Below are 25,258 nucleotides of genomic sequence, written 5' to 3' on the forward strand. Positions count from 1 at the left end.
CGCCTATTTCATGAATTACCCTGAGTGGTCTTGTGGGCGCTTCCAGTTTGGGCTGGAGCGCCCTTTGGTTATGGGGATTGTGAATGTCACCCCAGACTCCTTTTATGACGGCAATACACACAATGATTTGCCTCGGGCGCTGGACCACGCCCGTCAATTAATCGCCGAAGGCGCAGATATTCTGGATATTGGTGGCGAATCTACTCGCCCCGGTGCCGAACCCGTTTCCCTGGAACAAGAGCTTGAGCGTGTGATCCCCCTGATCGAGGGCTTGCGCGACAGCGGTGTGGCCTTGTCGGTGGATACGTTCAAACCCGAGGTCATGCGTGCCAGCCTGGCGGCAGGTGCAGACATGATCAATGACATCTATGCCTTGCGCATGCCCGGTGCGATCGAGGTCGTCAAGGACTCCAACTGCGGTCTGTGCATCATGCACATGCAAGGCGAGCCCAGGACCATGCAAGAGCAGGTTCACTATGATGATGTGGTCGTTGATGTACGTCATTTTTTGCAACAACGATGTGACGCCATAGTGAGCGCAGGCATTCAATCCGAGCGTATCATGCTGGATCCCGGCTTTGGCTTCGGTAAAACAGCGGCACATAATTATCAGTTGCTACGGGATTTGCAGCAGGCGGCAGTGCCTGGTTATCCCTGGTTGATCGGCTTGTCGCGCAAATCCATGATTGGCCATGTCACGGGGAAACCCGCCAGTGAGCGTTTGATTGGCAGTCTATCGGCAGCCCTTGCCTGCGTGGCACGGGGCGCAAAAATTGTCCGCGTCCATGATGTAGCCGCCACGCGCGAAGCGCTGGATGTGTGGAACGCGGTTGAATGTGGAGTCTCTGAATGAGCGATCGTAAGTATTTCGGCACCGATGGTGTCCGCGGTGAAGTAGGTGGCCCAACGATTAACCCCGAGTTCGCTTTGCGCCTGGGTTACGCTGCCGGGCAGGTTCTGGCCGCCCAATATGAAGGCACAGGCCGCCCCACCGTGGTGATTGGCAAGGACACCCGTATTTCCGGCTACATGCTGGAATCGGCGCTGGAAGCCGGCTTGTCGGCCGCCGGGATCGATGTATTGCTGGCTGGCCCCGTGCCTACGCCCGCTGTGGCTTATTTGACGCGTACGCTGCGCCTGACGGCCGGTATCGTGATCTCTGCCTCGCACAACCCGTATTACGACAACGGCATCAAGTTCTTCTCCGCCCAAGGCACCAAGCTGCCTGACGAGATTGAGCTGAAAATTGAGCAGGCCATTGACCAGCCCATGCACTGGGTGAAGTCCGAATCCCTGGGCCGTGCCCGTCGTCTGGCTGACTCGGCTGGCCGCTATATTGAATTTTGCAAGAGCGCCTTCCCGAATGACTTGAACCTGAACGGGCTCAAGATTGTTGTGGATGCGGCTCATGGCGCGGCGTACAACATTGCCCCGCACGTATTCCGCGAGCTGGGTGCTGAAGTGATTGCTGTGGGTGTCCAGCCTGATGGTTTCAACATCAATCAGGAAGTGGGCGCGACCTATCCCGAGAAGCTGGCCGAAGAAGTACGCAAGCACAGTGCTGATTTGGGTATTGCTCTGGACGGTGATGCAGACCGTCTGCAGATGGTCGATTCCCAGGGACGCATCTACAATGGCGACGAACTATTGTATCTAATTGTTGCTGATCGTCTGCAGTCTCAGCCCGTAAAAGGCGTGGTTGGCACGCTGATGACCAACCTGGGTTTCGAGAAGAAAATGCAGGAACTGGGGGTGGAATTTGCACGCGCCAAAGTGGGCGACCGCTACGTGCTGGAACTGATGCAGCAAAATGGCTGGGTGTTCGGTGGCGAAAGCTCGGGTCACTTGCTGTGTCTGGAATGGCACACGACAGGCGATGGTATTATTGCCGCCTTGCAAGTTCTGACCGCCCTGTGCCATAGCGGCAAGAGTCTGCCTGAGCTGATGGAAGGTCTGAAGATGTACCCGCAAATCATGGTCAACGTGCCATTGCAAGCGGGCCAGGACTGGAAAAACCATGCAGGTTTGCAACAGGCAACCCGGGAAGTGGAGCAAATGTTGGGTGACCGTGGGCGAGTGCTTATTCGCGCATCGGGCACAGAACCCAAGCTGCGCTTGATGGTAGAAGCAGAACAAGCGGATCTGGCTCAAGCAGGCATCGATACCTTGCTTGCAGTGGATTTAATGAAATAGTAATGTGGCTATCAAATACCTGAAACATTGTTTGTGCATGATGCACGAAAGTGTTTGGAGTCATCACGATGCTAAATCTTGAGCGCGAACGTACTGAAGTGGATTGGGCTAATACTTGGGCAGGTCATACCGTTGGAGGCCTGGCCTTGCGCCTGGCTCGTACCCAGGCAGAGCTTGAATGCCTTCAGCGCTTGCGTTTTCAGGTTTTCACCCAGGAAATGAACGCCGTCTTCCCAGACCAGCATAATGGTCTGGATATCGACCGTTTCGATCCCTGGTGCGAGCATTTCATGGTTACCGAACCCGAAGAAAATCGGGTTGTAGGAACCTACCGCTTGCTGACCCCTGAAAATGCCAATAAAGCGGGCGGCTATTACTCAGAGTCCGAATTCGATATCAGCGCCCTGGATGCGCTGCGCCCCAGCCTGGTTGAGGTTGGGCGCTCCTGCATCCACCCCGACTACCGTAATGGCTCGGCCATCATGATGCTGTGGGGCGGTATTGCTGCCCTGACGCGTGTAGGCGGTTACCGCTACCTGCTGGGTTGTGCCAGTGTCAGCCTGCGCGACGATGGTGTCACTGCTGCCGAAGTCTGGCGTGTGGCTCAGAAGTCCATGCAAGACAACAAGCACATTCCGCATGTGCAGCCCTTGAATCGCTATCCGGTTGAACGACTGAACAGCGATTTGCCAGCGCGTATTCCACCGCTGATCAAAGGCTATCTGAAGTTGGGTGCCACGATTTGTGGTGCGCCTGCCTGGGATCCGGATTTCAATACGGCAGACTTTCCTGTGCTGCTGGATCTGGAGGCCATGGACGAGCGTTATAAACGCCACTTTGGCCTGGTCTGATTGCGTACTGCTCAGGCCTGACCAAGTCGGGCCTGAATAGGGCCTGCGGATAAAAAGAACCCCCGAAAGTTGGATGGGCATCCAACTTTCGGGGGTTTTTTAGGTTCTGATGATCTGCGTGGCGTGGCGTGGCGTGGCGTAGTATGGCGTGGCTTGTGGCTTGGCTCTGCTGAGTGTGGCTGAGCCAGTTAGCAGTTTGGTACGCTAGTGCGAACTACACGCCAGTCACAGCGTCTCTCAGCCTGGGCTGGAGCAGCGACAAGCCGGGTGGATAGTTTTTCAACAGGCCCACCCAGCCTCCAGGCACTCAGCTGGTCCTGTCAGACCAGCTCCAGGCTCAGGTCATTGATATCGCTTTGCCAAGCCTGTACTTCGGCCAGCAAGGAGGCCTGGGACAAGGGGTGGCTGGCCATCCACTCATGATCCAGATGAATCATGACGGTCTTGCCACGCGCTTCCAGACTAAGCGGCAGGGTTTCCCGGTCCTCACGACGGCGCATCAGCATGACGGCCAGGCGCAGGCTCAGCAAGGTCAGCCACCAGGCGTTATTGGTTTCAAAGCGCTTGAGCTTGCCCAGTTTGCCCTGGTGACCCAGGCTCAGGAAACTCAACAAGGCTTGGTCGTCGTTGGAAAAGCCAGGCATATCGGCATGCTCCAGCACGTAGGCCGTGTGCTTGTGGTAATCCGCATGCGCAATGCTCAGGCCCACTTCGTGCAGATCGGCCGCCCAGCCCAATTGGCGTTGCAGTTCCTGCACTTCGGGGCTATCAGGCAGCTTCAGCTGTGCGAAGAACGTCATGGCCGCGTCGTGCACACGATGTGATTGGCGTGTGTCGATCTGATAGCGCTTCATCATCTGCTGAACCGTCTGGTCGCGCTGATCGTGTTCCGATTCGCGGCCCAGCATGTCGTAGAGCACGCCCACACGCAGAGCGCCTTCACCGGGCAGCATCTGACGAATCTTCAGCTCCTGGAAGGCGGCCATCATGATGGCCAGACCTGCCGCCAGCACGGGCGCGCGGTGCGGCTTGATGCCGCTCAGATTGCGCGTGTCCACCTTGCCATCGTGCACCAGGCGTTTGCGCAGCAACTCCATGCCTTCCAGGGTAATCCCCTTTTTGGACATGCCGTTCTCTTGCAGGATGGCGATCAGGCCCTTGGCGGTCCCGGAGGAGCCATAAGCTTCCTGCCAGCCCGTCTTGCGGTACTGGCGCGTAATCCCTTCCAGCTCGCGACGAGCCGTCAGGATCGCATTGCTCATGCGCTCTTCGGTGATCACGCCATCGGAGAAGAATTTGTCGGTATAGCTGACACAGCCCATGTACAGGGAGGACAGCAGCAGGGGTTTGAGGCCCTTGCCAATAATCACTTCGGTCGAACCACCGCCAATATCAATCATCAGACGGCGATTGGGGGAGGGGGGCAGCTCGTTGCTGATTCCGGAGAAAATCAGACGGGCTTCCTCGTGGCCGGAGATGACCTCGATAGGAAAGCCGAAGGCCGCCTCGGCAGCCGGCAAAACCTCGCTTAAATTGCGTGCCACCCGAAAGGTATTGGTGGCCACGGCACGAACGCGATTGGGGTGAAAACCGGCCAGACGTTCGTTAAATCGTTTCAGTATGACTACCGCGCGTTCAATGGCATCGGGGCTGATGTACTTGTCGGGGCCCATGCCGGCGGCGAGTCGGACGGATTCATTAAGGCGGTCAATGGTGTAGATCTGGGCATGACCGTTGTGCTGAACCACTCGTCCAATGGATAAACGAAAGCTGTTGGAGCCCAGGTCCACAGCGGCAAGAAGTTGTTCCATGAGGCATCGCTCGGGATGATTACTGTGCGATTATAAGGACATTAATCATGGGTTTTGTTACATAAACCGGAAAATTAAGAAAAGTTAGACGAAAGCATCTTTGGAAAGGCGATGTGGTATTTGTGCTCCGGCTGCAGATCGGTGATTTAGACTTGAATGGCCCCTGGGTCATAGAGCTGTAACATTCATGTAGTAAAAGTCTCACGATCCCATTTTCTTTGGCTTTTTAACGACCTCACCATGCTGCCTTCTCCAGATTCAACCTTGCTAAACCGTGAGTTGTCCTTGCTCAAGTTCAATGAGCGAGTGCTGGCCATGGCCGAAAATTCGACCACGCCTTTGCTGGAGCGCTTGCGCTACATCTGTATCGTGAGCTCTAACCTGGACGAATTCTTTGAAATTCGCATTTCCAGTCTGAAAGAACAGATTTTGCAGAATCCTCATCAAGTGGGGGATGACGGGTTTTTGCCTCAGCAGGCTTTTGACAAAGTGCAGGCTGCGGCGCACCAACTGGTCGAGAAACAAAACGACCTCCTGATGGACGAGGTCTTGCCTACCTTGATGGATGAGGGCATTGGCCTGTTGCTGACCGCGCTATGGACACCGGCCCAGCGCGAGTGGGCCTATCAAACCTTTTTGCGTGATGTCATGCCTTTACTCACGCCTATTGGTCTGGACCCGGCGCATCCCTTTCCTCGCGTCTACAACAAAAGCCTGAACTACATTGTCGAGCTGAGCGGTGAAGACGCCTTCGCCCGCACCGGCACGATTGCGATTGTGCAGGCCCCCCGTGCCTTGCCCCGTGTGATCCGCGTGCCTGACGATATCGCCGGCATTCCCCAGGGCTATATGCTGCTGACTTCCCTGATCAGCGTGTTCGTGGGCGAGTTGTTCCCCGGCATGGACGTAAAGGGTTGCTATCAGTGGCGCGTTACCCGCAACAGCGATCTGTTTGTGGACGAGGAAGAAGTCACCAACTTGCGCGCCGCCTTGCAGGGCGAGCTGTCCCAACGTAATTTCGGCGCGGCTGTGCGTCTGGAAATTGACCGTTCCATGCCCGAGCGCCTGGAGCGCTTTCTGCAAAGCGAGTTCTCGCTGGATGTGCCCGATACCTACCGCGTCAGTGGCCCGGTCAATCTGACGCGCCTGATGCAGCTGTGCAATGTGCCGGACCGTCCGGATCTGCTGTTCCCGGATTACCGCGCACCGATTCCTGCGCCTTTTGATTCTTCCTTCGAGTCTCCCGCCCAGTTTTTTGAGGCGATTGCTCGCAAGGATCAATTGCTGCATCACCCCTACCAGTCCTTTCAGCCTGTCCTGAGCTTTTTGCGTGCAGCAGCGGCGGACCCGGCTGTGGTGGGCATCAAGCAGACCATTTACCGGACCGGTGAAGATTCGGAGCTGATGAACATCCTGCTGTCGGCTGCCCGTGCGGGTAAAGAAGTAACGGTGGTGGTGGAGCTGATGGCTCGTTTTGACGAGCAGACCAATATCAACTGGGCCGCCAAGCTCGAAGAGGTGGGGGCACACGTCAGTTACGGGGTAGTGGGTCACAAGACGCATGCCAAGATGGCTTTGGTGCTGCGTCGTGAAGAAGGGACGATACGCCGTTACGGCCACCTGGGAACGGGTAACTATCACCCGCGTACCGCTCGTCTGTACACGGACTTTGGCTTGATTACCGCGAATCAGGAAGTGTGCGAGGACATGGACAAGGTGTTCTCCATGCTGACCGGGCTGGGTGCCTGGCGGCCTTTGAAGCGCTTGTTGCAGTCGCCGTTCACCTTGCATGACAGCATGATGGATCGCATCCAGGCTGAAACCGAGCGCGCCTTGGCAGGCAAGAAAGCCCGCATCATGGCCAAGATGAACTCCCTGCTGGAGCCCAAGATCATTCAGGCGCTTTATGACGCCAGCCAGGCCGGGGTCAAGGTGGACCTGATCGTGCGCGGTGCTTGCGCCTTGCGTCCGGGAGTAAAGGGTTTGTCGGAGAACATCCAGGTACGTTCGATCATCGGACGCTTTCTGGAGCACTCGCGTGTTTTCTATTTCTACAATGGCGGGCAGGAAGAGGTCTTTATTTCCTCGGCTGACTGGATGGACCGCAATTTCTTCCGTCGCGTGGAGCTGGGTGTGCCGGTACTGGACCGCAGCCTGAAAAAGCGCGTCATTGCCGAAGCCTTCACCTATGCCTTGCGTGACAACCAACTGTCCTGGAAGGCCAGCCCGGATGGCACGTATAACCGTATCCGCAGTCGCGGCGCCCCGTTCAATCTGCATCTGAGCATGATGCAGCGTCTGGGCGGTGTGTGAAATACAGACTGTCATGAACGTGTCACATAGCCTGTTTACTATGACGACACATACAGGGTGGGCCTGTGATCTGACTATCATCAAGAGGATTTCTCGATGTTAAAACGTGTATTCAACAAGGTAAGTATTGCTCTGGCGTTCAGCGCTTTTGCGGCTACTGCCACAGCTGCAGACGTAACCGGTGCTGGTGCGTCGTTCCCTTACCCAATCTATGCCAAATGGGCGGCTGAATACGCCAAACAAACGAATAACCGCGTCAACTACCAGTCGATTGGTTCGGGTGGTGGTCAGCAGCAGATTATTGCCAAGACCGTGGACTTCGGTGCTTCGGACGACCCAATGAAGGTCGAAACACTGGAAAAAGAAAATCTGTTGCAGTTCCCCGCCGTGATCGGTGGTGTGGTACCTGTGATCAACGTCGAAGGCATTGAGCCTGGCAAGCTGAAGCTGTCCGGTAAAGTGCTGGGCGACATCTACCTGGCCAAGATCACCAAGTGGGACGACGCTGCCATCAAGGCACTGAACCCTGATCTGACCCTGCCTAACAAGGACATCGTGGTGGTTCACCGCTCCGACGGTTCGGGCACCACCTTCGGTTGGACCAACTACCTGTCCAAAGTCTCCCCAGACTGGAAATCCCAGGTTGGTGAAGGCAAGGCTGTGAAGTGGCCTACCGGTCAAGGTGGCAAGGGTAACGAAGGCGTGGCCGCTTACGTGCGCCAGCTGCAGAACTCGATCGGCTACGTTGAATACGCTTACGCCAAGCAAAACAAACTGTCCTGGACCCAGCTGCAGAACAAGGACGGCCAATTCGTCCAGCCTGGTCAGGAAAGCTTTGCTGCCGCCGCTGCGAACGCAGACTGGGCCGGTACGCCTGGCATGGGTGTGATTCTGACCGAAGAGCCTGGTGCACAATCCTGGCCTATCACGTCGGCTACCTTCATCTTGATGCACAAGGTGCAGGACAAGCCTGAGAACGGTAAAGAAGTGCTGAACTTCTTTAACTGGGCTTTCGAGAACGGCGCCAAATCGGCTGAAGAGCTGGACTACGTAGCCTTGCCTAAAGACGTGACCGACAAGATCAAAGCAGCCTGGGCATCGGAAATCAAGTCCAAAGACGGCGCTGCGGTCTGGAAGTAAGATTCGTGTTCAAATACAGGTCAGTTGTAAATTGATCTTGTGAGACGGCCCACCTCTAGGTGGCGCCGTCTTTATTATGTAAAAATTACGGTTTTGTCTTGAACGCACAGCGCGTAGCGTTAACTGCTTTGCCGGACTGAAACAGCCCTGGCTGTTACAGAATCTGTGAATCGGTTGCAGTGCGTTTGTCCCATTCCGGCCTGACCCTTCATCTGTCTACATGAAATCAAATCAGAACGCCTTTATGGACGGCATTTTCAAGAACATGACGCGCTCGTTTGCGTTCCTCGTGTTCATATTGCTGGCTGCCATCTCTATTTCCCTGATCTATGGAAGCCGGGAATCCATTGCCGAATACGGTTTCTCTTTTCTCTGGACGAATAACTGGGATCCGGTCAATAACGAATATGGCGCATTGGTGCCCATTGCCGGTACCTTGCTCACCTCCCTGATCGCGCTCTGTATTGCAGTGCCGGTCTCCTTCGGGATTGCAATGTTCCTGACGGAACTCTCGCCCGCCTGGCTGCGTCGCCCTCTGGGCACAGCCATTGAAATGCTGGCCGCGATTCCTTCCATCATCTACGGTATGTGGGGCCTGTTTGTCTTTGTGCCCCTGTTCCAGCGCTATGTGCAGCCCAGCCTGATCTCCCTGTTTGACGGGGTGCCGGTGCTGGAGCAGATCTTTGCGGGCCCTCCCTTCGGGATTGGTGTGTTCACCGCCGGTCTGATTCTGTCTATCATGGTGATCCCCTTCATTACCGCCGTGATGCGCGACGTGTTCGAGCTGGTTCCTCCCATGCTCAAGGAGTCCGCTTACGGTCTGGGCAGCACGACCTGGGAAGTGATGTGGCGTGTGGTTCTGCCTTTCACCAAGAACGGGGTCATTGGCGGGATCATGCTGGGTCTGGGACGTGCACTGGGTGAGACCATGGCCGTCACCTTTGTAATTGGTAACTCCTTTAACTTGCCCAGTTCGCTGTTCTCGCCGTCGAACTCGATTGCGTCGGCACTGGCCAACGAGTTTAACGAAGCCGGTGGCATGCAGAAATCTGCCTTGCTGGAGCTGGGTCTGATCCTGTTCCTGATCACCACGGTTGTATTGGCGATCTCCAAGTTGCTCTTGTTGCGTCTGGCCAAGAACGAAGGCACGTCGCGCTAAGGATCACCTACCATGTTTGATAAAAAATCCGCAATTAGTCTGAGCAACCCGATCTACAAACGCAGGCAGGTGTTTAACCGCCTGATGCTGGGTGTGTCTTTTACTGCCTTGATCTTCGGCCTGTTCTGGCTGTTCTGGATCATCTGGACCCTGATCGAAAAGGGCAGCAGCGCCATGGCCTGGTCCTTGCTGTTTGAAAGCACACCGCCTCCCGGTGGTGAGGGTGGTCTGCTGAACGCCATTGTCGGCAGTGTCATGATGGCGGGCGTTGGCACCCTGATCGGCACGCCTATCGGTATTCTGGCTGGCACTTACCTGGCCGAGTACGGTCAGCGCGGCTGGCTGGCTCCGGCAACCCGCTTTCTGAACGACGTGCTGCTGTCGGCACCGTCCATCATTATTGGTCTGTTCATCTACGCCGTGTACGTGGCCCAGGTAGGACACTATTCGGGTTGGGCCGGTTCGCTGGCGCTGGCCATTCTGGTGATCCCCGTGGTGGTGCGTTCTACCGACAATATGCTGATGCTGGTTCCCAACGGTTTGCGTGAAGCGGCCTCGGCATTGGGCTGCCCCAAGTGGAAAGTGGTGATGGCCATCTCTTACCGCGCAGCCTTGCCCGGTATCGTGACGGGTGTTCTGCTGGCCGTAGCTCGTATTGCCGGTGAAACCGCTCCGCTGTTGTTTACAGCGCTGAACAATCAGTTCATGTCCCTGAACATGAACGCACCGCTGGCCAACTTGCCTGTGGTGATTTTCCAATATGCTGCCAGCCCCTTTGAGGACTGGAACCGTCTGGCCTGGGCAGGTGCGGTGCTGATTACCTTGCTGGTGTTGGGTATCAATATCCTGGCTCGCAGCCTTTTCCGCCAAAAATAACGTTTTCACGGAGCGCCCTAGTCGGCCAACGCTATGAGTCAAATTATTACCTCCGACGAATCGACCAAGATTGAAATCCGTAACCTGAATTTCTTCTATGGCAAATTCCATGCCCTGCGCAATGTGAACATGTCTATCAAGGAAAAGAAGGTCACGGCCTTTATCGGACCATCCGGTTGCGGTAAATCCACCTTGCTGCGCACGCTGAACCGTATGTACGAGCTGTACCCCGGCCAACGTGCTGAAGGTGAAATCCTGCTGGACAATGAAAACCTGCTGACCTCCAAGCAGGACATTTCCCTGATCCGCGCCAAAGTGGGCATGGTGTTCCAGAAACCGACACCGTTCCCCATGAGCATTTACGACAACGTGGCCTTTGGCGTGCGTTTGTTCGAGCGCCTGAGCAAAGGTGAGATGGACGAGCGTGTGGAATGGGCCTTGTCCAAAGCCGCGCTGTGGAACGAAGTGAAAGACAAGCTGCACCAAAGCGGTAACGGCCTGTCCGGTGGTCAGCAACAACGTCTGTGTATTGCCCGTGGTGTGGCGATCAAGCCCGAAGTTCTGCTGCTGGACGAACCCTGCTCGGCGCTGGACCCGATTTCCACAGCCAAGATCGAAGAGCTGATTGCCGAACTGAAAGCGGACTACACCGTGGTGATCGTGACTCACAACATGCAGCAGGCTGCACGTTGCTCGGACTACACCGCGTACATGTACCTGGGCGAGCTGATGGAATTTGGTGAAACTGACCAGATTTTCGTGAAACCGGCTCGCAAGGAAACCGAAGACTACATCACGGGTCGTTTCGGTTAATCAGACGGTTACGGGCAGAGCGGCCTTGCGGCGCTTTGCCTGGAGTTTGATGAAAGCCATACCTCCACATCGGGACAGTCGTTCCTGTGTGGCAAACACCCCAATCGCTGGATTCATGTCCACTGATTGGGGTGTTTTTTTATTCCTTGGCGCGGCGATGTGGAGTTGGCTCCGGTAATGGAGGGAACGACGGTCTTGAGTCATGCAGCTTGTGCGTTTACTGGCTCAATTTGCGTAAAGCATGACGTATGACTTTGCCGGTGGTCGTCATGGGCAGGGCATCTACAAATTCAATCAGCCGTGGGTATTCATGCGCAGCCACTCGGCGTTTGATGTGTTCCTGAATCTCCTTGACCAGCGCTTGTGACGGCTCTACATCTTCTTTGAGCACAATAAAGGCCTTCACGACTTCAGTGCGCTCCGGGTCGGGCACACCGATCACTGCTGCCATGGCGACAGCGGGATGCCCCATCAGGCCATCTTCAATCGGGCCGGGGCCAATGCGGTAGCCGGAACTGGTGATCACATCATCATCCCGGCCTACGAACTGGATATAGCCATCCTCGTCCTGCATGCCTTTGTCGCCAGTCAGCAGCCAATCGCCCACGAATTTCTCGCGGGTCGCCTCGGGTCTTTGCCAGTAGCCCAGAAACATCACCGGATCGGGAGCTTGCACGGCAATATGGCCTTCGACACCGGCTTTCTGAATTTGCCCCTGATCATCCACAATCGCGACCTTGTGCCCAGGCACCGCCTTGCCGATCTTGCCTGCCTGACCGGGAAACCAGGCCGAGCAGGAGGACACGATCATATTGCACTCGGTTTGCCCGTAGAACTCGTTGATGGTGATGCCCAGTTCCTGCTTCGCCCAATCCAGAAGTTGCGCGCCCAGTGACTCCCCGCCGCTGGCAATGGATTGTAGCTTCAAGGGCCATTGCTCGCGTGACCATTGGCTGCGGCGCAGCATTTTCAGGGCAGTAGGGGGCAGGAAGGTATGCGTGACGCCGTGCTCGGACATCAGCTTCCAGGTGGCCTCGGCGTCGAATTTGGGGAAGCGGTAGGCCAGCACGGGTATACCGTGATGCCAGGCGGGCAGCAGCACATCCAGCAAGCCGCCAATCCAGGCCCAATCGGCGGGTGTCCACATCAAGCCTTCGCCCGTAGGCAGGAAGTTGTGCGACATCTCTACGCCCGGCAGATGTCCCAGCAGTACACGGTGGGCATGCAGGGCGCCTTTGGCCGACCCCGTGGTGCCGGAGGTATAGATAAGCACGGCAGGATCGTCTGCGCGGGTGTTCAGTGTGCGTGGTGCCGGTTCAGGGTGTGCGGCAATGGCTTGCCACAGCGACAGTGCCTGCCCCTGATCCTGCTGGCTATCACTTTGATAAAGATGTTTAAGCTGAGGCAACTGCTCGCGCAAGGGCAGCACGGTCTCCAGGCCCTGTTGATCGGTAATCAAGGTGCTGGCACCGGAGTCATTCAGCCTATAGCGCAGCGCGTCCGTGCCAAACAGGGTGAACAAGGGCATGGCGATGGCGCCAATCTTGTAGGTCGCCAAATGCGCCAGAGCCGTTTCCAGTCCCTGCGCCAAAAAGATGGCGATACGATCGCCTGCCTGTATGCCCTGGGCTTGCCAGGCGGCGGCCAGCGAGTCGGACCAGGCTTTGAGTTGATCGAAGGTGTAGCGCTTGACCTGACCATCGGGCAATTGCTGGATCAGGGCCAGACGCCCGGAGCCATCGGCCCACTTGTCGCAGGTGTCGTGAGCGATGTTGTAGTGCTCGGGGATGGACCAGTGAAATTCCGAGTAGCTTTGTGAGTAAGCAGAATCAGCAGACAGCATGAGAGACTCTTTTCCCAAAGGTGAAACAGACCTTCATCCTAACGCCTTGGGCGGGATGACCCTATCGGGGCTAATCAGTAGAAAAGAAAAACGGCGCCAGGGGATGCGCCGTTTTTCGTCCTGCTTGCTTGCCACTGCCTTAATGGTGGTGGCAAGGTCCAACTACCGACTTTGACTGCTAAAAGAACGATGTGTTGTCACTTCAAACTACTGCTTGCGAACATCAACTGCTTAGGGGAAAGTGATTCCGTGATCAGGATTTGGCAGCCTCTTTCGTGGCGCTATCTTGACGGGCTTCGTGCCCTGGGCGGTGACCACGGCGATGCTGACCGTCTGTTTTGCGCTCTACAACGGTGAAGGCACCGTTTTCACCTTCGGAGCGGACACGGACAACTTTGCCGTCTTTATCCACGACCATGGCCATGATGTGGTCGCCACGCTGGTGCAGGCTGCCTACTTTGGTGTAGCCAGCATCTTTCAGGCGCTGGTAGGCGGGGCCAATGTCTTTCACTTCGTCGGCTGTCAGGGGCTTGTGATCACGAGCCTGACGGGTTTGTTTCTGGGCGGTTTGTGCCGGAGTGGTAGCAGCAGTCGCGGCTTCCTGGGCAATGGCGGCGGTGCCGCCCAACAGGCCTGCGCTCAGAACCAAGGCGGAGAAAAGGGAAGTGCGTTTCATGTGTTGCTCCTTCAAGTCATCAAAAAGTAATGCTGTCAGATTCCTGGGGTAGCTTCCGTTTGATGGGGAAGTGGTGTTTTCCTGTCAGCTTGGTGCCCATTATGCGCAAGCGGCTCTGAATCTAAACTGAAGCCGCTGTTCATGTTATGTTCATCCGCAGCTTGCTATATAAGGGGGGCGTGATCTTTTGATCCCTCTTTTTTTGTTGTGCACCTTATGACGTCCATTAAACAATCCGCACTGCTGATGTGTTTGGCCGCTGTTCTGACGGCGGTGATGCCATTGGCTCTCGCTCATTCTCATGATTCCTCGGACTGCGGTCGTAAACAGCAGCGGGGGGACTCGTCGTGGGACCGGGACCAGCGTGCGGATTGGTCTGAACATGATTACTTCGGGGACGATGACTGTTTTCGGCGTCTACCCCCTCCGCCACCTCCACCCGAGCCTCCCCCTCCCAACGAGCGTTTTGGTCCCAGCCCGTACTGGCCTCCGGGACCGGCTTATCGTGGCCACGATCAGGCCCGTGAAGCCGTGCGTCGTGGTGAGGCCTTGCCCTTGCGGGAAGTCCTGAAGCGAGTGCGCGAGACCTATCCCGGACGAGTGCTGCGTGTGCAGTTTGAATATGACGAGCGCTTTGAGCTTTGGGTGTATGACTTGCGCATGCTGGTTGATGACAACCGCCTGTTGCGTCTGAAAGTGGACGCCTTGACCGCCAAAGTGCTGCTTGTGCGTGGCGTAAAGCGCTCGCATTCCCGAGGACATTGATATGCGGATACTGGTTGTCGAAGACGAGCCTACCTTGGCAGCGCAATTGCAGCAGGCGCTGGAGCGGGCAGGCTACGCGGTTCAGGTGGCTCATGATGGTGAGCAAGGCCATTACCAGGGCGAGGTTGAAGCCTTTGATGCCGTGGTGCTGGATCTGGGTTTGCCGGGCATGGACGGGGTATCGGTCCTGCGCCGCTGGCGCGCGTCGGATATCAATATGCCGGTGCTGATTCTGACAGCCCGCAATGATTGGCACGACAAGGTCGAAGGCATGGATGCTGGTGCGGACGACTACGTGGCCAAACCCTTTCACATGGAAGAGTTGCTGGCCCGTATGCGCGCCTTGTTGCGCCGTGCGGCCGGGCAGGCGAACCCGCGTTTGCAACTGGGCCAATTGGAACTGGATGCGCGCTCGTCCTCGATCAGTTGTGCGGGCATGGTCCTGTCGCTGACCAGCCATGAATATCGCTTGCTGGCGTTCATGATGCATCACCCTGGTCAGGTGCTGTCGCGCACCCAACTGACCGAGCATATTTACTCCCAGGACTTCGAGCGCGATTCCAATACCATCGAGGTTTTTATTGGCCGTCTGCGCAAGAAATTGCCCGCCGGTTATATCGAAACGGTGCGAGGTATGGGCTACCGTCTGGTGGACCCTGAAGCATGATCGCCTTGCGGGGTCACACTATTTTGGGTTCTTTGCGCGGCCGCTTGCTGCTGGGGACGCTGGCCTGGATTCTGATCAGTATTGTTCTGGCCGGTTTGGGCCTGAATCGCCTGTTTCAGGACCACGTTTATCGTCAGTTCGAGCAGCGTTTGCAAACCCATCTGGATCAGATCATGGCGGACGTGAATCTGGACAATGCCGATGGCGTCACCCTGCAATCGCGCCTGAGCGACCCTTTATTTGAACAGCCTTATTCGGGTATGTACTGGCAGATCGCACGCCAGGAAGCGGGTAGTGATCAGTGGACGGTGGTCTTGCGTTCAACCTCTTTGTGGGACGAGGCTCTGGATGTGAATGCTCCCGATACGCCGAATGGCGTCTTGTCGCTGACGGGACCGGAAAAGCAGCGTCTGGTGGTGCTGCGTCAGGAGCTGGACGAGGTTAATGACAAGGGCCAAAGCTTGCAGATCATGGTGGCCGGCAACCGTGAGTTGCTGGCCGAGCCACTGGCCCGTTTCGAGCGGATTCTGTTCCTGTCTCTGGGCGGTTTGGCCGTGGGTTTGATTCTGGCTGCAATCTTGCAAGTGGTGCTGGCCTTGTATCCGCTGCATCTGTTGCGACGCCGTTTGCTGGATGTGCAGGAAGGTCGGGAGCCGCAAGTCAGCGGCAGTTTTCCCAGCGAAATTCAGCCCTTGGTGGATGACTTCAATGCCGTGCTCAGTGCCAATGCGGGCATGGTGGATCGCGCACGGGCGCAGGCAGGAAACCTGGCCCATGCTGTCAAAACCCCGCTGACGATTATGGGCAACGCAGCCCAGGCGGAAGATCCGCATCTGGCGGCTTTGGTCAGCGAACAGGTGGCCTTGGCTCAGCGACAGGTGGATCACCATTTGTCACGTGCACGGGCCATGGCGGTACGTGCCATCGGCGTGCGTACGGATGTGTCCAGCTGCCTGCAATCCTTGTGCCGGGTGATGGGACGTTTGCATAGCGACAAGCAGATTCACCTGGATTTGCCTGATCAGGAATTGATCTTTAAAGGTGAAGAGCAGGATTTGCAGGAGATGGCCGGGAACCTGCTGGATAACGCCTGCAAATGGGCGACGCAGAATGTGTGGTGCCACGTGTGGCAGCAGGACAATGTGCTGCATCTGGTGGTGGAAGATGATGGTCCAGGTCTGGACCCGGAGCAGTTGGAGCGTGTGTTTGGCCGTGGTCAGCGTGCGGATGAGCGGCATCCTGGCTTTGGGTTGGGGCTGGATATTGTGCGTGAACTGGCTCGCAGCTATCAGGGTAAGGTGCGAGCCAGTGCGTCAGAGAAAGGTGGTTTGCGGCTGGATTTGACCTTGGCGAGTTAAGGCCGGAATCAGGGCAGCATTAGTTCCAAGGGCCGCCATCGCCACCCAGGCTGTAACGTCCGGCGCCAATCAAACCGACTGTCAGCGCGCCAATCAGGAACATGCCTTGCAGCTCCAGAGCCCAAATACCTTGAGCATTGAAACTGCCGATCTGGTTGCTATGGGCCAGCAACAAGGCAATGACCATGTTCATGGCTACAATCAAACCGCCGGCGCGGGCGTAAAAGCCCAGAATCATCAGGACGGGAGCAATCACTTCGCCTATGTACACGCCCCAGGCCAGAAAGCCGGGCATATTGTTGGCGATCAGCATTCTTTCGATTCCTCCGATGCCATAACGTATCTTGGCGATGCCGTGCAGCAGGATCAACACACCGACCGTGACACGCAGCAAGAGTTTTCCAAGATCATCACGAGACATACAGACGCTCCATTATGTAGTGGGACAGGAAGGTGCGTTATTGTAGAAGACCGGGTTCTTAAAAGTATGACGGAGCATTTACATGACACAAAAGCAGGCTGTCGCAGCAGAACTGGCCCCCAGCGGGGTTTTGCGTGTTGCCATGAATTATGGCAATCCCGTCCTGGCCCAACGCGGTGCCAATGAGCAGTCGCCCAAAGGGGTGTCGGCCGATCTGGCGCGCAGCGTGGCGCAAGAGCTGGGCTTGAGCGTGCAATTTCATGGCTACGATGCGGCCCAGGCCGTCGTTGAGGCGGTCTACAAGGGCGAGTGGGATCTGGCCTTTTTGGCGATTGATCCCAAGCGTGCGGAAAAGATCCGCTTCAGTGAAGCCTATGTGCATATCGAAGGCACCTATCTGGTGCGCGAAGAGTCTGCCTTTCAGACCGTAGACCAGCTGGATCAGCAAGGCGTGTGCATTGCGGTTGGCAAAGGTGCGGCCTATGACTTGTTTCTGAGCCGTCATTTAAAACATGCCGATCTGGTACGGGCGACGACTTCTGCTGATGCGATTGATCTGTTTGTAGAGGAAGAACTGGACGCCGCTGCGGGTGTGCGCCAGCCCCTGGAGCGCTATGCGCGTTCCCGCAGTGGCTTGCGGGTGCTGCCCGACAGCTTCACCGTGATCCGTCAGGCCATGGCGGTGCCGTCCGAGCGCACGCTGGCCCATGCCTGGGTCGAGGCCTTTATTGCCCGGCAGAAGAAAGAAGGGATGGTGGCGCAGTTTCTGGCCGATAGCGGCCAGGCCAATGTCACCGTGCCGGAATAGACTGAAGGCGCGTATTCAGTTCGTCTTGCAGGGCCTGTCTGAACAGGGCCTGCGCTTTACCTGCATCCTGCCCCTTGGATTGCAGCAGATAAATGGGCAAGTCCAGCCCATTGCTGCCAGTGGAAAACTGGATGCGGCTCAGGCGACCGGATTCCAGTGAAGGCCCCAGGCAAGACATGGGCAGATTTGCCCATCCCAAACCCCGCTCCACTAGCTCCAGCGTCATGGGCAGGCTGTCCGTTTTCCATTGACGCAGGCTGAGCATGGAGCGGTCCTTGCCTATGTCGTTGTCCGGGCTGGTAATCACGATCTGCCTGTAGGCTTTCAAATCTTCCAGAGGCCGGGGGCTGTCTTGTAGCAAGGGATGGCCCGGTGCCGCCACGGCGCTAATGGTTTCGGTCCACAGCGACTGCACAATCCCCACGCTTTCCAGTTCCAGCCCGCCATAGGCAATGCACAGATCCAGCTCGCGCTTTTTCAAGGCTTCGACCAGTGTGTCTTGCGGCGCGGTTCGCAGTTCTATGTCCAGACCGGGATAGTGTTGCTCCAGCGCCTGCAAGGCAATCAAAGCCGGTTTGGGGTCTACATCACAGACGATGCCCAGTCGCAAATGGCTTTCCAGTCCCCCCGACAATTCCTGCAAATGCAGCCGCAAGCCCTGCAAGCGGCTGGCGATCAGCTTGGCATCGGGCAGCATGGCCAGCAGCTCGGCTGTGGGGACGGGTTCACGGCGGCTGCGGTCAAACAGCGTCAGGTCCAGTTCGGCCTCCAGATTGGCTACCGCCATGCTGACAGCCGATTGCGTACGTCGCAACGCCCGTGCGGCGGCAGAGAAGGAGCCGTGCTCGACCACGGCAAGCAGGAGTTCAAGATGATCACTGGTAAGCATGGTTAAACCATAAGTAAAACTGATGGAATCTGACTTTTTCTAAAAGCTGTACTGCGGATAATCATGCTTTCTGAGGTTTTGATCAAGGATATTTATCGTGCAGGGATGGAAAAGAAGAGTTGTCTACGTAGGCATGTTCGAGTTGTTGGGCATGATGGTAGCGGCAACCGTATTGGGGCACTTGAGTGGGGCGGGGGCGATGGAAAGCGGGGTGCTGTCTTTCATGATCAGCACCTGCGCGGTATCGGTGAACCTGTTCTACAACATGCTGTTTGAAGCCTGGGAGCGTCGTCGTCAGATTCAGGCGCGCACGTTCTGGCACCGGGTGCTGCATGTGGCCGGTTTTCAGATTGTGCTGGTGTCTTTGCTGATCCCGCTGATTGCGTGGTGGCTGAATGTCAGCTTGTGGAAGGCTTTTCTGATGGAAGCGGTATTGCTGGCTTTCTTTCCCATCTTCGCTTTCATCTACAACTGGGCATTTGATTCTATTTTTGGTTTGCCCGACTCGGTGGGGGTGAGCGCCAGCCAAAGTTAAAGGCTGTTGCGGTGCCGGCGGTGAATGAGGGTAATGAACTGAACCGGCAAAACTAAAAGGCCTTGCAGATTGCTCTGCAAGGCCTTTGAATTTTTTGGTCGGGGCGGCGGGATTCGAACTCGCGACCCTCTGGTCCCAAACCAGATGCGCTACCAGGCTGCGCTACGCCCCGACTAAGAAAAAAATTATATCTCGTCGTGGGGAACTTGGCAAGCATATGCCTGCATGAAAAAGGGGCTTGCAAGCATTTATCTGAAGTCAGCTAATTTTCAGCCCTGTAAAGATATGTTTCTTATGTTGGGCTTAAACATTTTAGGTGCTTATAGTTAAGTGGCAAGCTGATCATAAAGCATTGTGTTCTTTGTTTTTTTCCACACGAGTAGCATTCATGCACCGGGGGCAGGCAAAGAAGTTGGGGGCGAATGCTGCTCATCATTTTTCCAAAAGGAGAAAGGACGATGAGCCAAGTTTCACAGGGTGGAATACTGACACGGCGGCATTTCCTGACCATGGTCGGGTATGCCGCAGGTGGCGCGGCCATGTATCAGGCCATGATGCGCCTGGGCCATGCGGCGGAGGGCAGCTATGATGGCCCGATTCGCCTGGAAGGCAAGCCCAAGCCAGGGACCTCTGTGGTGATCCTGGGGGCGGGTCTGGCTGGCATGGTGGCCGCTTTGGAACTGCGCAATGCAGGGTACAAAGTCAAAATCCTGGAATATCGCGAAAAAGTAGGGGGGCGAAACTGGTCCTTGCACGGCGGGGACAGTTTTACCGAACTGGGCGGGGCCAAACAGGATGTGAAGTTCGACAAGGATCAGTACATCAATCCGGGGCCTTGGCGTATCCCTTTCCATCACAGAGCGCTGATCGATTATTGCAAGCGTCTGAAGGTTCGGCTGGAACCCTTTATCCAGTACAACTACAACGCCTATCTGCATAGCAGCAAGCACTTTGACGGCAAGCCACAGCGCTTTCGCCATATTCATGCCGACTTTCAGGGGCACGTGTCCGAGCTGCTGTCCAAAGCCATCAATACGCAGGCACTGGATGCGCCCTTGTCCAAAGAGGATCAGGAAAAACTGCTGGAAGCCCTGCGTACCTGGGGGGCGCTGGACAAGAACATGGCTTATGTAAAAGGCCATAGCAGTTCCGAGGTGCGAGGCTTCGAGAAGGATCCGGGCGGTGGTCTGAATGCCGAGCCGGTGTTTTCCGAGCCCCTGAAACTGGACGATATTGTGCGCTCCAGCGTTTGGCACAATATGGGTATGCATGATCTGTACGAGTTCCAGCAGACCATGTTCCAGCCTGTGGGCGGCATGGACCAGATCGGGGTGGCCTTTGGCAAGGAGCTGGAAGGGCTGTTCACCTTCCATGCCAAGGTGACGTCCATCAAGCAAAGCGACGGCAAAGTCACCGTCACCTATACCGACCAGCTTAAAAACGAGGAGCACAAGGAAACCGCAGACTGGTGTGTGTGCACCATTCCCTTGTCGGTGCTGAGCCAGATCGAGGTGGACTCCAGCAAGGAAATGCGTGCAGCTATTGATGCCGTGCCTTATGCCCCTTCCGTGAAAATCGGGCTGCAGTTCAAGCGACGTTTCTGGGAGGATGATGAGGCCATTTACGGCGGTATCAGCTATACCGATTTGCCGATCACCCAGATTTCCTACCCCAGTGGCGGGATGAATGGCGGTGGTAAAGGTGTTTTGCTGGGCGGCTATATGTTTGGGCCCAGCGCCTCGGAATGGTCGTCGCTCAGTCCGGAAGACCGTATCAAGCACGCATTGGAATATGGCGCGCAAATTCACCCGCAATACAAGGACGAGTTTGAAAGCGGGGTTGCCGTGGCTTGGCACCGGGTGCCGTGGACTCTGGGTTGTTATGGCTTGTGGACTGATCAGACCCGCAAGGCGCACTACGAAAACCTGTGCCAGATAGACGGGCACCTGGTTCTGGCGGGCGAGCACGCGTCTTATATCAACGCCTGGCAGGAGGGGGCGATTCTATCTTCCCTGAATGCGATTATGCGCTTGCATAGCCAGGCCGTGGGTAATCAGCAAGCCGATTCCAAAGGAGCCCAGTCATGATGATGCGATCTTTAGCGATACTGCTGGCTTCGGGCTTTCTGACGGTCAGCTATGCCGATACGGCAGTGGTGGGAGGCGACACCCAGGTCTTTACCCAGAAAACGGGCAAGGAGCTGTATGAGCAGGTCTGTGCCTCTTGCCACATGATTGATGCCAAAGGGGCGACGGGGGCGGGGACCTATCCTTCGCTGTCCAAAAACCCCAAGCTGGGGGCACCGGCCTATGCCGTGTTCATGGTCACCCAAGGTAATCGGGCCATGCCGGGTTTAGGGGGCCTGATGAATGACGAGCAAATTGCCGAGGTGGTCAATTACGTGCGCTCGAATTTTGGCAACGAGTTCAGCGATAAGGTCACGGCCAAGGATGTGGCGGCCCAACGGCCTAAAGACCATCAATACGTTGATCTGAACTGACAGGAAGCATGGAAAGGCAGGGCAGGGCCATCAGGCCCGGTAGCCCTGCTGAATCCACTGCATGCAAAACAGGAAGGTAAAGATCGCAACCGGGATCGGCAGCAGGGCAAAGAGCCGAATCCCCAGGCTGTGTGCCTGGCCGCGCAGGCCGCGTCTGTATACGTAGAGGCTGATCAGACACGCCGCAAGCGGGAACAGAAAAACCGGCAGAAGCAGAAACAGGGTAGGCACGGTCAGCAGGCACAGCAACAAGGCCAGCGTGCTCAAGCCCAGAATTTTTGAATTGCTCATTTCCTATTCCTGGTCAGAGGGTGTGCCCAGAGCATAACGCAAATGGCCTGACAAATTTGGCGCTGTTGGCAAGCAGGCGTAAGGCGGGTTTGGTGAAGTATTAAAGCGACTTCTCGAACCAGTAATGGGCGTAGGGGTTGTCGTTATAGGCGGGGATCTCGGTATAGCCATTTTTCAGATACAGCAAACGGGCTTCACCCAGGCTGCGGTTGGTATCCAGCTGGATTTTCTGCAGACCAGCCTGACGCGCCAGTTCTTCCGTGGCTTGCAGGATGCGGTGGGCCAGGCCTAAACCTCGTGCGCTGGGCGCGACCCACATGCGCTTGATTTCACCAATACGCTCATGCACTTTCAGGGCTACGCAGCCTACAGTTTCGCCGTCCAGCCAGGCCAGCAGGAAGTACCCGGCAGGCGGTGTCAGTTCTTCTGACTTGGCTGAAGTTGTTATCTCTGGATTGAAGCCGTTTTCAAAGCGTTGCCGCAGCTCGCTGAAATACGCATCAATGCAGGCACGGGCTTCGGGGGAATCGGGGTGGGCTATTTCCACTTTCAGGGCGGAGGCGCGCAGAAAGCGCTCCACTTCCGACATGGCTTGCAGCAGGCGTTCGCGTTGATGGTCTGGCAGTGGGGCAATCAGGGACTGGGCCAGATGGTCCGAACGTTTGTCCAGAGATTGCCATTCAGTCAGCCCGGCGGGGCTAAGGCGGACGCGTCGTACCCGGGCGTCGGATTCGTCCGGGCTGTTCTTGACCAGCCCATCTTTTTCCAGCGAACGTAGCAGGCGACTCAAATAGCCGGGGTCAAAACCCAGGCGTTGTCGCAGTTCGCGTACCGTGCAGCCGTGCTGACCAATTTCAAACAGCAGGCGGGCCTCGGCCAGAGGGCGGCCTGTACCCAGATAATTGGCATCCAGCAGTCCGGCGCGTTGCGAGACGGTGCGGCTGAAGCGACGTACGGTTTGAATATCCTGAGCTTGCATTGTTTGACTACGGTCAATTAATAATAATTGATCTTAGTCAGCTAAATAAATAGCGTCAAGATAGGCGTGCCAAGAGAAGCTCAATAGCGAGCAGGCAAAGAAAAAGGCTTAGTTCACTATGCAATGAACTAAGCCTTTAATTCTTTAATGGTCGGGGCGGCGGGATTCGAACTCGCGACCCTCTGGTCCCAAACCAGATGCGCTACCAGGCTGCGCTACGCCCCGACTAAAGACAAGCATAATAGAACGGATTCAGGGCTTCGTCAAGCCCTGCGCTCTTGGTTTTAGCGTTTTTGCAGATGGGGCAGGGTGTAAGCCTGTTCGTGATACGCCCAGCTAGGCCAGAGCACGTGGGCCAGGGCTTCCTTGGCCAGCGCTTCGTCTATCTGCTCCAGTGGCTCGTACTTGTCCGGTGCGGTATAGCGATATTGGCAAGGCGGCAGGTGCGGCATCAGTACGGTCAGGATGTCGCCTTTCAGATAACCGTAGTTCTCGAAGTACTGCATCATGGCCCGGTCGCTGTCTTGCTGGGTCAGGTCGCGCCCGATCATGGGGTGCTCGCTTTCAATACCCATCAGGGACAGCAGGGTGGGAGCCAGGTCAATCTGGCTCATGATGCGCTCGTCCTGACGGCTAGGCACGCCTGCGCCCAGAATCAGGGCGGGAATATGGAAGTGACGCACAGGCACCAGATTGGCACCACCCACACGCGAGTCGTGGTCGGCCACAATCAGGAACACGGTGTTGTCCCAATAGTCGGATTCGCGTGCTTTCTTGAAGAAATCCCCAATGGCCCAGTCGGCGTAACGCACGGTGTTCTCTACCGTGGCGGGATCGCCTTCCACCTGAATACGGCCTGCCGGGTATTCCCAGGGCGAGTGATTGCTGACAGAGAAGGCCAGCGTCAGGGTAGGTTGTTCGCTGTCCTGGCTAAGCAGTTGGTGCAGCTTGTTGAACATATCCTCGTCGCTGGCGCCCCAGGTGCCGACAAATTCAGGGGACTCGAAGCTGGATTGCTCATATAGCTCATCAAAGCCATTGCCCAGGAAAAAGCTCTTCATATTGTCAAAGTGGGCTTCACCGCCATAGATAAAACGTGAGCGGTAGCCTTGCTCTTTGAGCAATTGGGCCAGGGTGAAAAAGCGGGTTTGCGAGCCGGGCAGGCGCAGCACGGCGTCGGCCACGGTTGGGGGGAAACCGGCGGAAACCGCCTCCAGACCCCGTACCGAACGGGTGCCGGTAGCGTAGGCGCGGCGGAAGTTCCAGCCGGTTTGGGCCAGCTTGTCCAGTTCGGGGGTCAGGTTGGCGCCGCCCAGATTGCTGACATATTGGGCACCCAGGCTCTCTTCTACAATCAGGACCAGATTGGGTTTGCGTTCGCGTTTCTGCGCGGGCGTCTGACGGTGCAGTGTGGGCAATGTATCAGGACCAGCCGGTAAGGCAGCCGCATCGCGCACGATCTGGTTCATTTCGGCAGCGTCCAGACCACCGTAAATGTCTTCGGCCGAACGCTCGTTTTTCATGCTGTAGATGGCGTAGGCCACGTTGTACAGCGAGTTCAAGGGCAGCGTGTTGAGCATGCTGTCGCTGCTCCAGGCTACCGACGAGGGGTTGATGGGGCGGTGGGCCAGGGTGCCACGAATCGCCAGGGCGCACAGGGCCGCGCCAATCAGCATCCAGATGGGACGCAGCCACCAGCTCATTACCGGGTCAGCGGAAACATGACCAAAAATAGACCAACCCGAATACACAATCAGCCCCAGACCAATCAGGGCGATGCCTATCATCAGCTTGTAGCCCTTCCATAGCATGCCCACCACTTCTTGAGGGTGCTTCAGGTAGTCCACATACAGCCGGTTGGGGCGGGTGTCGTATTCAATAATGAATTGGGGTGTGGAGACTTCCAGCAAGGTCAGCAGAAACCAGGCGAAGGTAAACCAGATGGCGGCAATCGTCGTCATGATGGGATAGTGCCCAAGCCAGGGGGCCAGCAAGACCACGGGGGCGCTGAGCGCGGCGATCATCAGGGCGTCGATACGCAAGCCGCCAATCAGGATGGGCAGCAGACCTCCGGCCTGACGCACACGCGGCCATTGCCACAAGGCAAAAGCCAGCCTGAAAGCGGTCAGCAAAATCAGGGCTGAAGGAACAAAAACGTAAACAAGATGGCGCATAAGAATGTGGTCCTGGTCGACCTAAATGCCACGGACGGTGGCACTGGCATCGAATTGCACGATTGTATGTCAGTTTAATGAGCAAACTATCCTGCTAAACGCTAGGGCTTTTCAGGGAAGGGCGGCTGCATGCCGGTTCAGGGTTTAAAGACGAAAAAAAAGCAGGCCGCTTTGAAAGACAGCCTGCTGCTAAGGA

23 protein-coding genes and 2 tRNA genes are annotated in these 25,258 nt (G+C 56.5%); 15 read left to right on the forward strand and 10 right to left on the reverse strand.

Annotated elements, in window-relative coordinates; all coding sequences use genetic code 11:
• The first annotated feature begins 10 nt into the window (after positions 1-10).
• From folP to DUD43_RS04455, 3 genes are all read left to right on the forward strand, one after another.
• Positions 11-853: a dihydropteroate synthase gene (gene folP, locus DUD43_RS04445; RefSeq protein WP_194273438.1), complete on the forward strand. Its 843-nt coding sequence runs from the start codon at positions 11-13 to the stop codon at positions 851-853.
• Entirely contained in the window at positions 850-2,193 is a 1,344-nt protein-coding gene (glmM, locus tag DUD43_RS04450) for a phosphoglucosamine mutase (protein WP_153229311.1), read from the forward strand. The genes folP and glmM overlap by 4 nt, the downstream gene beginning before the upstream one ends.
• A 68-nt stretch (positions 2,194-2,261) precedes the next feature.
• Positions 2,262-3,044 (forward strand): GNAT family N-acetyltransferase, encoded by a 783-nt coding sequence (locus tag DUD43_RS04455; RefSeq protein WP_045931004.1) that lies wholly within the window; start codon positions 2,262-2,264, stop codon positions 3,042-3,044.
• 320 nt (positions 3,045-3,364) lie between these two features.
• On the opposite strand, the gene DUD43_RS04460 is transcribed toward DUD43_RS04455, so the two are convergent.
• Positions 3,365-4,855, reverse strand: coding sequence for a Ppx/GppA phosphatase family protein (locus DUD43_RS04460; RefSeq protein ID WP_153229312.1), 1,491 nt, complete (start codon positions 4,853-4,855; stop codon positions 3,365-3,367).
• 240 nt (positions 4,856-5,095) lie between these two features.
• On the opposite strand from DUD43_RS04460, the gene ppk1 reads away from it, so the two are divergent.
• The 5 genes from ppk1 to pstB all read left to right on the forward strand — a co-directional run bounded on the left by ppk1 (position 5,096) and on the right by pstB (position 11,156).
• Positions 5,096-7,168: a polyphosphate kinase 1 gene (ppk1, locus tag DUD43_RS04465; RefSeq protein WP_153229313.1), complete on the forward strand. Its 2,073-nt coding sequence runs from the start codon at positions 5,096-5,098 to the stop codon at positions 7,166-7,168.
• Positions 7,169-7,264: 96 nt separating this feature from the next.
• Positions 7,265-8,308, forward strand: coding sequence for a phosphate ABC transporter substrate-binding protein PstS (gene pstS, locus DUD43_RS04470; protein ID WP_153229314.1), 1,044 nt, complete (start codon positions 7,265-7,267; stop codon positions 8,306-8,308).
• Between the two features lie 220 nt (positions 8,309-8,528).
• Positions 8,529-9,467 (forward strand): phosphate ABC transporter permease subunit PstC, encoded by a 939-nt coding sequence (gene pstC, locus DUD43_RS04475; RefSeq protein WP_153229315.1) that lies wholly within the window; start codon positions 8,529-8,531, stop codon positions 9,465-9,467.
• 12 nt (positions 9,468-9,479) lie between these two features.
• Entirely contained in the window at positions 9,480-10,343 is an 864-nt protein-coding gene (pstA, locus tag DUD43_RS04480; RefSeq protein WP_153229316.1) for a phosphate ABC transporter permease PstA, read from the forward strand.
• A 33-nt stretch (positions 10,344-10,376) separates the two neighbouring features.
• A complete protein-coding gene (gene pstB, locus DUD43_RS04485) occupies positions 10,377-11,156 on the forward strand; it encodes a phosphate ABC transporter ATP-binding protein PstB (RefSeq protein ID WP_009463840.1) in 780 nt (259 codons plus the stop codon).
• 217 nt (positions 11,157-11,373) lie between these two features.
• Here pstB and DUD43_RS04490 read toward each other — a convergent pair whose 3' ends face one another.
• Together DUD43_RS04490 and DUD43_RS04495 are read right to left on the reverse strand one after the other, a co-directional pair.
• On the reverse strand, positions 11,374-12,999 hold the full coding sequence (locus tag DUD43_RS04490) for an acyl-CoA synthetase (RefSeq protein WP_153229317.1): 1,626 nt from the start codon (positions 12,997-12,999) through the stop codon (positions 11,374-11,376).
• Positions 13,000-13,252: 253 nt separating this feature from the next.
• Positions 13,253-13,675, reverse strand: coding sequence for a VOC family protein (locus tag DUD43_RS04495; RefSeq protein ID WP_153229318.1), 423 nt, complete (start codon positions 13,673-13,675; stop codon positions 13,253-13,255).
• A 216-nt stretch (positions 13,676-13,891) separates the two neighbouring features.
• Between DUD43_RS04495 and DUD43_RS04500 the strand changes: the two genes are divergently transcribed.
• Genes DUD43_RS04500 through DUD43_RS04510 form a run of 3 tightly spaced genes read left to right on the forward strand, consistent with a single transcriptional unit; the run spans position 13,892 to position 16,465 of the window.
• On the forward strand, positions 13,892-14,440 hold the full coding sequence (locus tag DUD43_RS04500; RefSeq protein ID WP_153229319.1) for a PepSY domain-containing protein: 549 nt from the start codon (positions 13,892-13,894) through the stop codon (positions 14,438-14,440).
• Position 14,441: 1 nt separating this feature from the next.
• A complete protein-coding gene (locus DUD43_RS04505) occupies positions 14,442-15,107 on the forward strand; it encodes a response regulator transcription factor (protein WP_153229320.1) in 666 nt (221 codons plus the stop codon).
• Positions 15,104-16,465: a sensor histidine kinase gene (locus tag DUD43_RS04510; protein WP_153229321.1), complete on the forward strand. Its 1,362-nt coding sequence runs from the start codon at positions 15,104-15,106 to the stop codon at positions 16,463-16,465. Before DUD43_RS04505 ends, DUD43_RS04510 begins: the two co-directional genes overlap by 4 nt.
• 19 nt (positions 16,466-16,484) lie before the next feature.
• On the opposite strand, the gene DUD43_RS04515 is transcribed toward DUD43_RS04510, so the two are convergent.
• A complete protein-coding gene (locus DUD43_RS04515; protein WP_009457944.1) occupies positions 16,485-16,886 on the reverse strand; it encodes a DoxX family protein in 402 nt (133 codons plus the stop codon).
• 82 nt (positions 16,887-16,968) lie between these two features.
• Here DUD43_RS04515 and DUD43_RS04520 point away from each other — a divergent pair, with 82 nt between their 5' ends.
• On the forward strand, positions 16,969-17,694 hold the full coding sequence (locus DUD43_RS04520; protein WP_153229322.1) for a transporter substrate-binding domain-containing protein: 726 nt from the start codon (positions 16,969-16,971) through the stop codon (positions 17,692-17,694).
• On the opposite strand, the gene DUD43_RS04525 is transcribed toward DUD43_RS04520, so the two are convergent.
• On the reverse strand, positions 17,678-18,583 hold the full coding sequence (locus tag DUD43_RS04525; RefSeq protein ID WP_153229323.1) for a LysR family transcriptional regulator: 906 nt from the start codon (positions 18,581-18,583) through the stop codon (positions 17,678-17,680). The genes DUD43_RS04520 and DUD43_RS04525 overlap by 17 nt on opposite strands.
• A gap of 97 nt (positions 18,584-18,680) precedes the next feature.
• Here DUD43_RS04525 and DUD43_RS04530 point away from each other — a divergent pair, with 97 nt between their 5' ends.
• The gene (locus DUD43_RS04530; RefSeq protein ID WP_153229324.1) at positions 18,681-19,118 is read left to right on the forward strand and encodes a PACE efflux transporter; all 438 of its coding nucleotides are present in this window, start codon (positions 18,681-18,683) and stop codon (positions 19,116-19,118) included.
• A gap of 95 nt (positions 19,119-19,213) precedes the next feature.
• On the opposite strand, the gene DUD43_RS04535 is transcribed toward DUD43_RS04530, so the two are convergent.
• A tRNA-Pro gene (locus DUD43_RS04535) sits at positions 19,214-19,290 on the reverse strand.
• A gap of 286 nt (positions 19,291-19,576) precedes the next feature.
• Between DUD43_RS04535 and DUD43_RS04540 the strand changes: the two genes are divergently transcribed.
• The gene (locus DUD43_RS04540; RefSeq protein WP_153229325.1) at positions 19,577-21,205 is read left to right on the forward strand and encodes a flavin monoamine oxidase family protein; all 1,629 of its coding nucleotides are present in this window, start codon (positions 19,577-19,579) and stop codon (positions 21,203-21,205) included.
• Positions 21,202-21,618: a c-type cytochrome gene (locus DUD43_RS04545; RefSeq protein WP_153229326.1), complete on the forward strand. Its 417-nt coding sequence runs from the start codon at positions 21,202-21,204 to the stop codon at positions 21,616-21,618. The genes DUD43_RS04540 and DUD43_RS04545 overlap by 4 nt, the downstream gene beginning before the upstream one ends.
• 30 nt (positions 21,619-21,648) lie before the next feature.
• Here the strand turns inward: DUD43_RS04545 and DUD43_RS04550 are convergent, their stop codons facing one another.
• The 4 genes from DUD43_RS04550 to DUD43_RS04565 form a co-directional block, all read right to left on the reverse strand.
• Positions 21,649-21,909, reverse strand: a complete 261-nt coding sequence (locus DUD43_RS04550) for a hypothetical protein (RefSeq protein WP_153229327.1) — start codon at positions 21,907-21,909, stop codon at positions 21,649-21,651.
• A 100-nt stretch (positions 21,910-22,009) separates the two neighbouring features.
• Positions 22,010-22,888 (reverse strand): bifunctional helix-turn-helix transcriptional regulator/GNAT family N-acetyltransferase, encoded by an 879-nt coding sequence (locus DUD43_RS04555; protein WP_153229328.1) that lies wholly within the window; start codon positions 22,886-22,888, stop codon positions 22,010-22,012.
• A 148-nt stretch (positions 22,889-23,036) separates the two neighbouring features.
• Positions 23,037-23,113 (reverse strand) — tRNA-Pro (locus DUD43_RS04560).
• A gap of 59 nt (positions 23,114-23,172) precedes the next feature.
• Complete coding sequence (locus DUD43_RS04565) at positions 23,173-25,062, reverse strand: LTA synthase family protein (protein ID WP_153229329.1); 1,890 nt, start codon at positions 25,060-25,062, stop codon at positions 23,173-23,175.
• Positions 25,063-25,258 lie beyond the last annotated feature (196 nt).

The organism is Alcaligenes faecalis, assembly GCF_009497775.1.
GTDB lineage: Bacteria > Pseudomonadota > Gammaproteobacteria > Burkholderiales > Burkholderiaceae_B > Alcaligenes > Alcaligenes faecalis_D.

What these genes read in the sequence shown, in the direction of transcription:
- folP (WP_194273438.1), top strand. Translation starts at nt 11, where the DNA reads ATGAATTACCCTGAGTGGTCTTGTGGGCGCTTCCAGTTTGGGCTGGAG.
- glmM (WP_153229311.1), top strand. Translation starts at nt 850, where the DNA reads ATGAGCGATCGTAAGTATTTCGGCACCGATGGTGTCCGCGGTGAAGTA.
- DUD43_RS04455 (WP_045931004.1), top strand. Translation starts at nt 2,262, where the DNA reads ATGCTAAATCTTGAGCGCGAACGTACTGAAGTGGATTGGGCTAATACT.
- DUD43_RS04460 (WP_153229312.1), bottom strand. Translation starts at nt 4,855, where the DNA reads ATGGAACAACTTCTTGCCGCTGTGGACCTGGGCTCCAACAGCTTTCGT.
- ppk1 (WP_153229313.1), top strand. Translation starts at nt 5,096, where the DNA reads ATGCTGCCTTCTCCAGATTCAACCTTGCTAAACCGTGAGTTGTCCTTG.
- pstS (WP_153229314.1), top strand. Translation starts at nt 7,265, where the DNA reads ATGTTAAAACGTGTATTCAACAAGGTAAGTATTGCTCTGGCGTTCAGC.
- pstC (WP_153229315.1), top strand. Translation starts at nt 8,529, where the DNA reads ATGAAATCAAATCAGAACGCCTTTATGGACGGCATTTTCAAGAACATG.
- pstA (WP_153229316.1), top strand. Translation starts at nt 9,480, where the DNA reads ATGTTTGATAAAAAATCCGCAATTAGTCTGAGCAACCCGATCTACAAA.
- pstB (WP_009463840.1), top strand. Translation starts at nt 10,377, where the DNA reads ATGAGTCAAATTATTACCTCCGACGAATCGACCAAGATTGAAATCCGT.
- DUD43_RS04490 (WP_153229317.1), bottom strand. Translation starts at nt 12,999, where the DNA reads ATGCTGTCTGCTGATTCTGCTTACTCACAAAGCTACTCGGAATTTCAC.
- DUD43_RS04495 (WP_153229318.1), bottom strand. Translation starts at nt 13,675, where the DNA reads ATGAAACGCACTTCCCTTTTCTCCGCCTTGGTTCTGAGCGCAGGCCTG.
- DUD43_RS04500 (WP_153229319.1), top strand. Translation starts at nt 13,892, where the DNA reads ATGACGTCCATTAAACAATCCGCACTGCTGATGTGTTTGGCCGCTGTT.
- DUD43_RS04505 (WP_153229320.1), top strand. Translation starts at nt 14,442, where the DNA reads ATGCGGATACTGGTTGTCGAAGACGAGCCTACCTTGGCAGCGCAATTG.
- DUD43_RS04510 (WP_153229321.1), top strand. Translation starts at nt 15,104, where the DNA reads ATGATCGCCTTGCGGGGTCACACTATTTTGGGTTCTTTGCGCGGCCGC.
- DUD43_RS04515 (WP_009457944.1), bottom strand. Translation starts at nt 16,886, where the DNA reads ATGTCTCGTGATGATCTTGGAAAACTCTTGCTGCGTGTCACGGTCGGT.
- DUD43_RS04520 (WP_153229322.1), top strand. Translation starts at nt 16,969, where the DNA reads ATGACACAAAAGCAGGCTGTCGCAGCAGAACTGGCCCCCAGCGGGGTT.
- DUD43_RS04525 (WP_153229323.1), bottom strand. Translation starts at nt 18,583, where the DNA reads ATGCTTACCAGTGATCATCTTGAACTCCTGCTTGCCGTGGTCGAGCAC.
- DUD43_RS04540 (WP_153229325.1), top strand. Translation starts at nt 19,577, where the DNA reads ATGAGCCAAGTTTCACAGGGTGGAATACTGACACGGCGGCATTTCCTG.
- DUD43_RS04545 (WP_153229326.1), top strand. Translation starts at nt 21,202, where the DNA reads ATGATGATGCGATCTTTAGCGATACTGCTGGCTTCGGGCTTTCTGACG.
- DUD43_RS04550 (WP_153229327.1), bottom strand. Translation starts at nt 21,909, where the DNA reads ATGAGCAATTCAAAAATTCTGGGCTTGAGCACGCTGGCCTTGTTGCTG.
- DUD43_RS04555 (WP_153229328.1), bottom strand. Translation starts at nt 22,888, where the DNA reads ATGCAAGCTCAGGATATTCAAACCGTACGTCGCTTCAGCCGCACCGTC.
- DUD43_RS04565 (WP_153229329.1), bottom strand. Translation starts at nt 25,062, where the DNA reads ATGCGCCATCTTGTTTACGTTTTTGTTCCTTCAGCCCTGATTTTGCTG.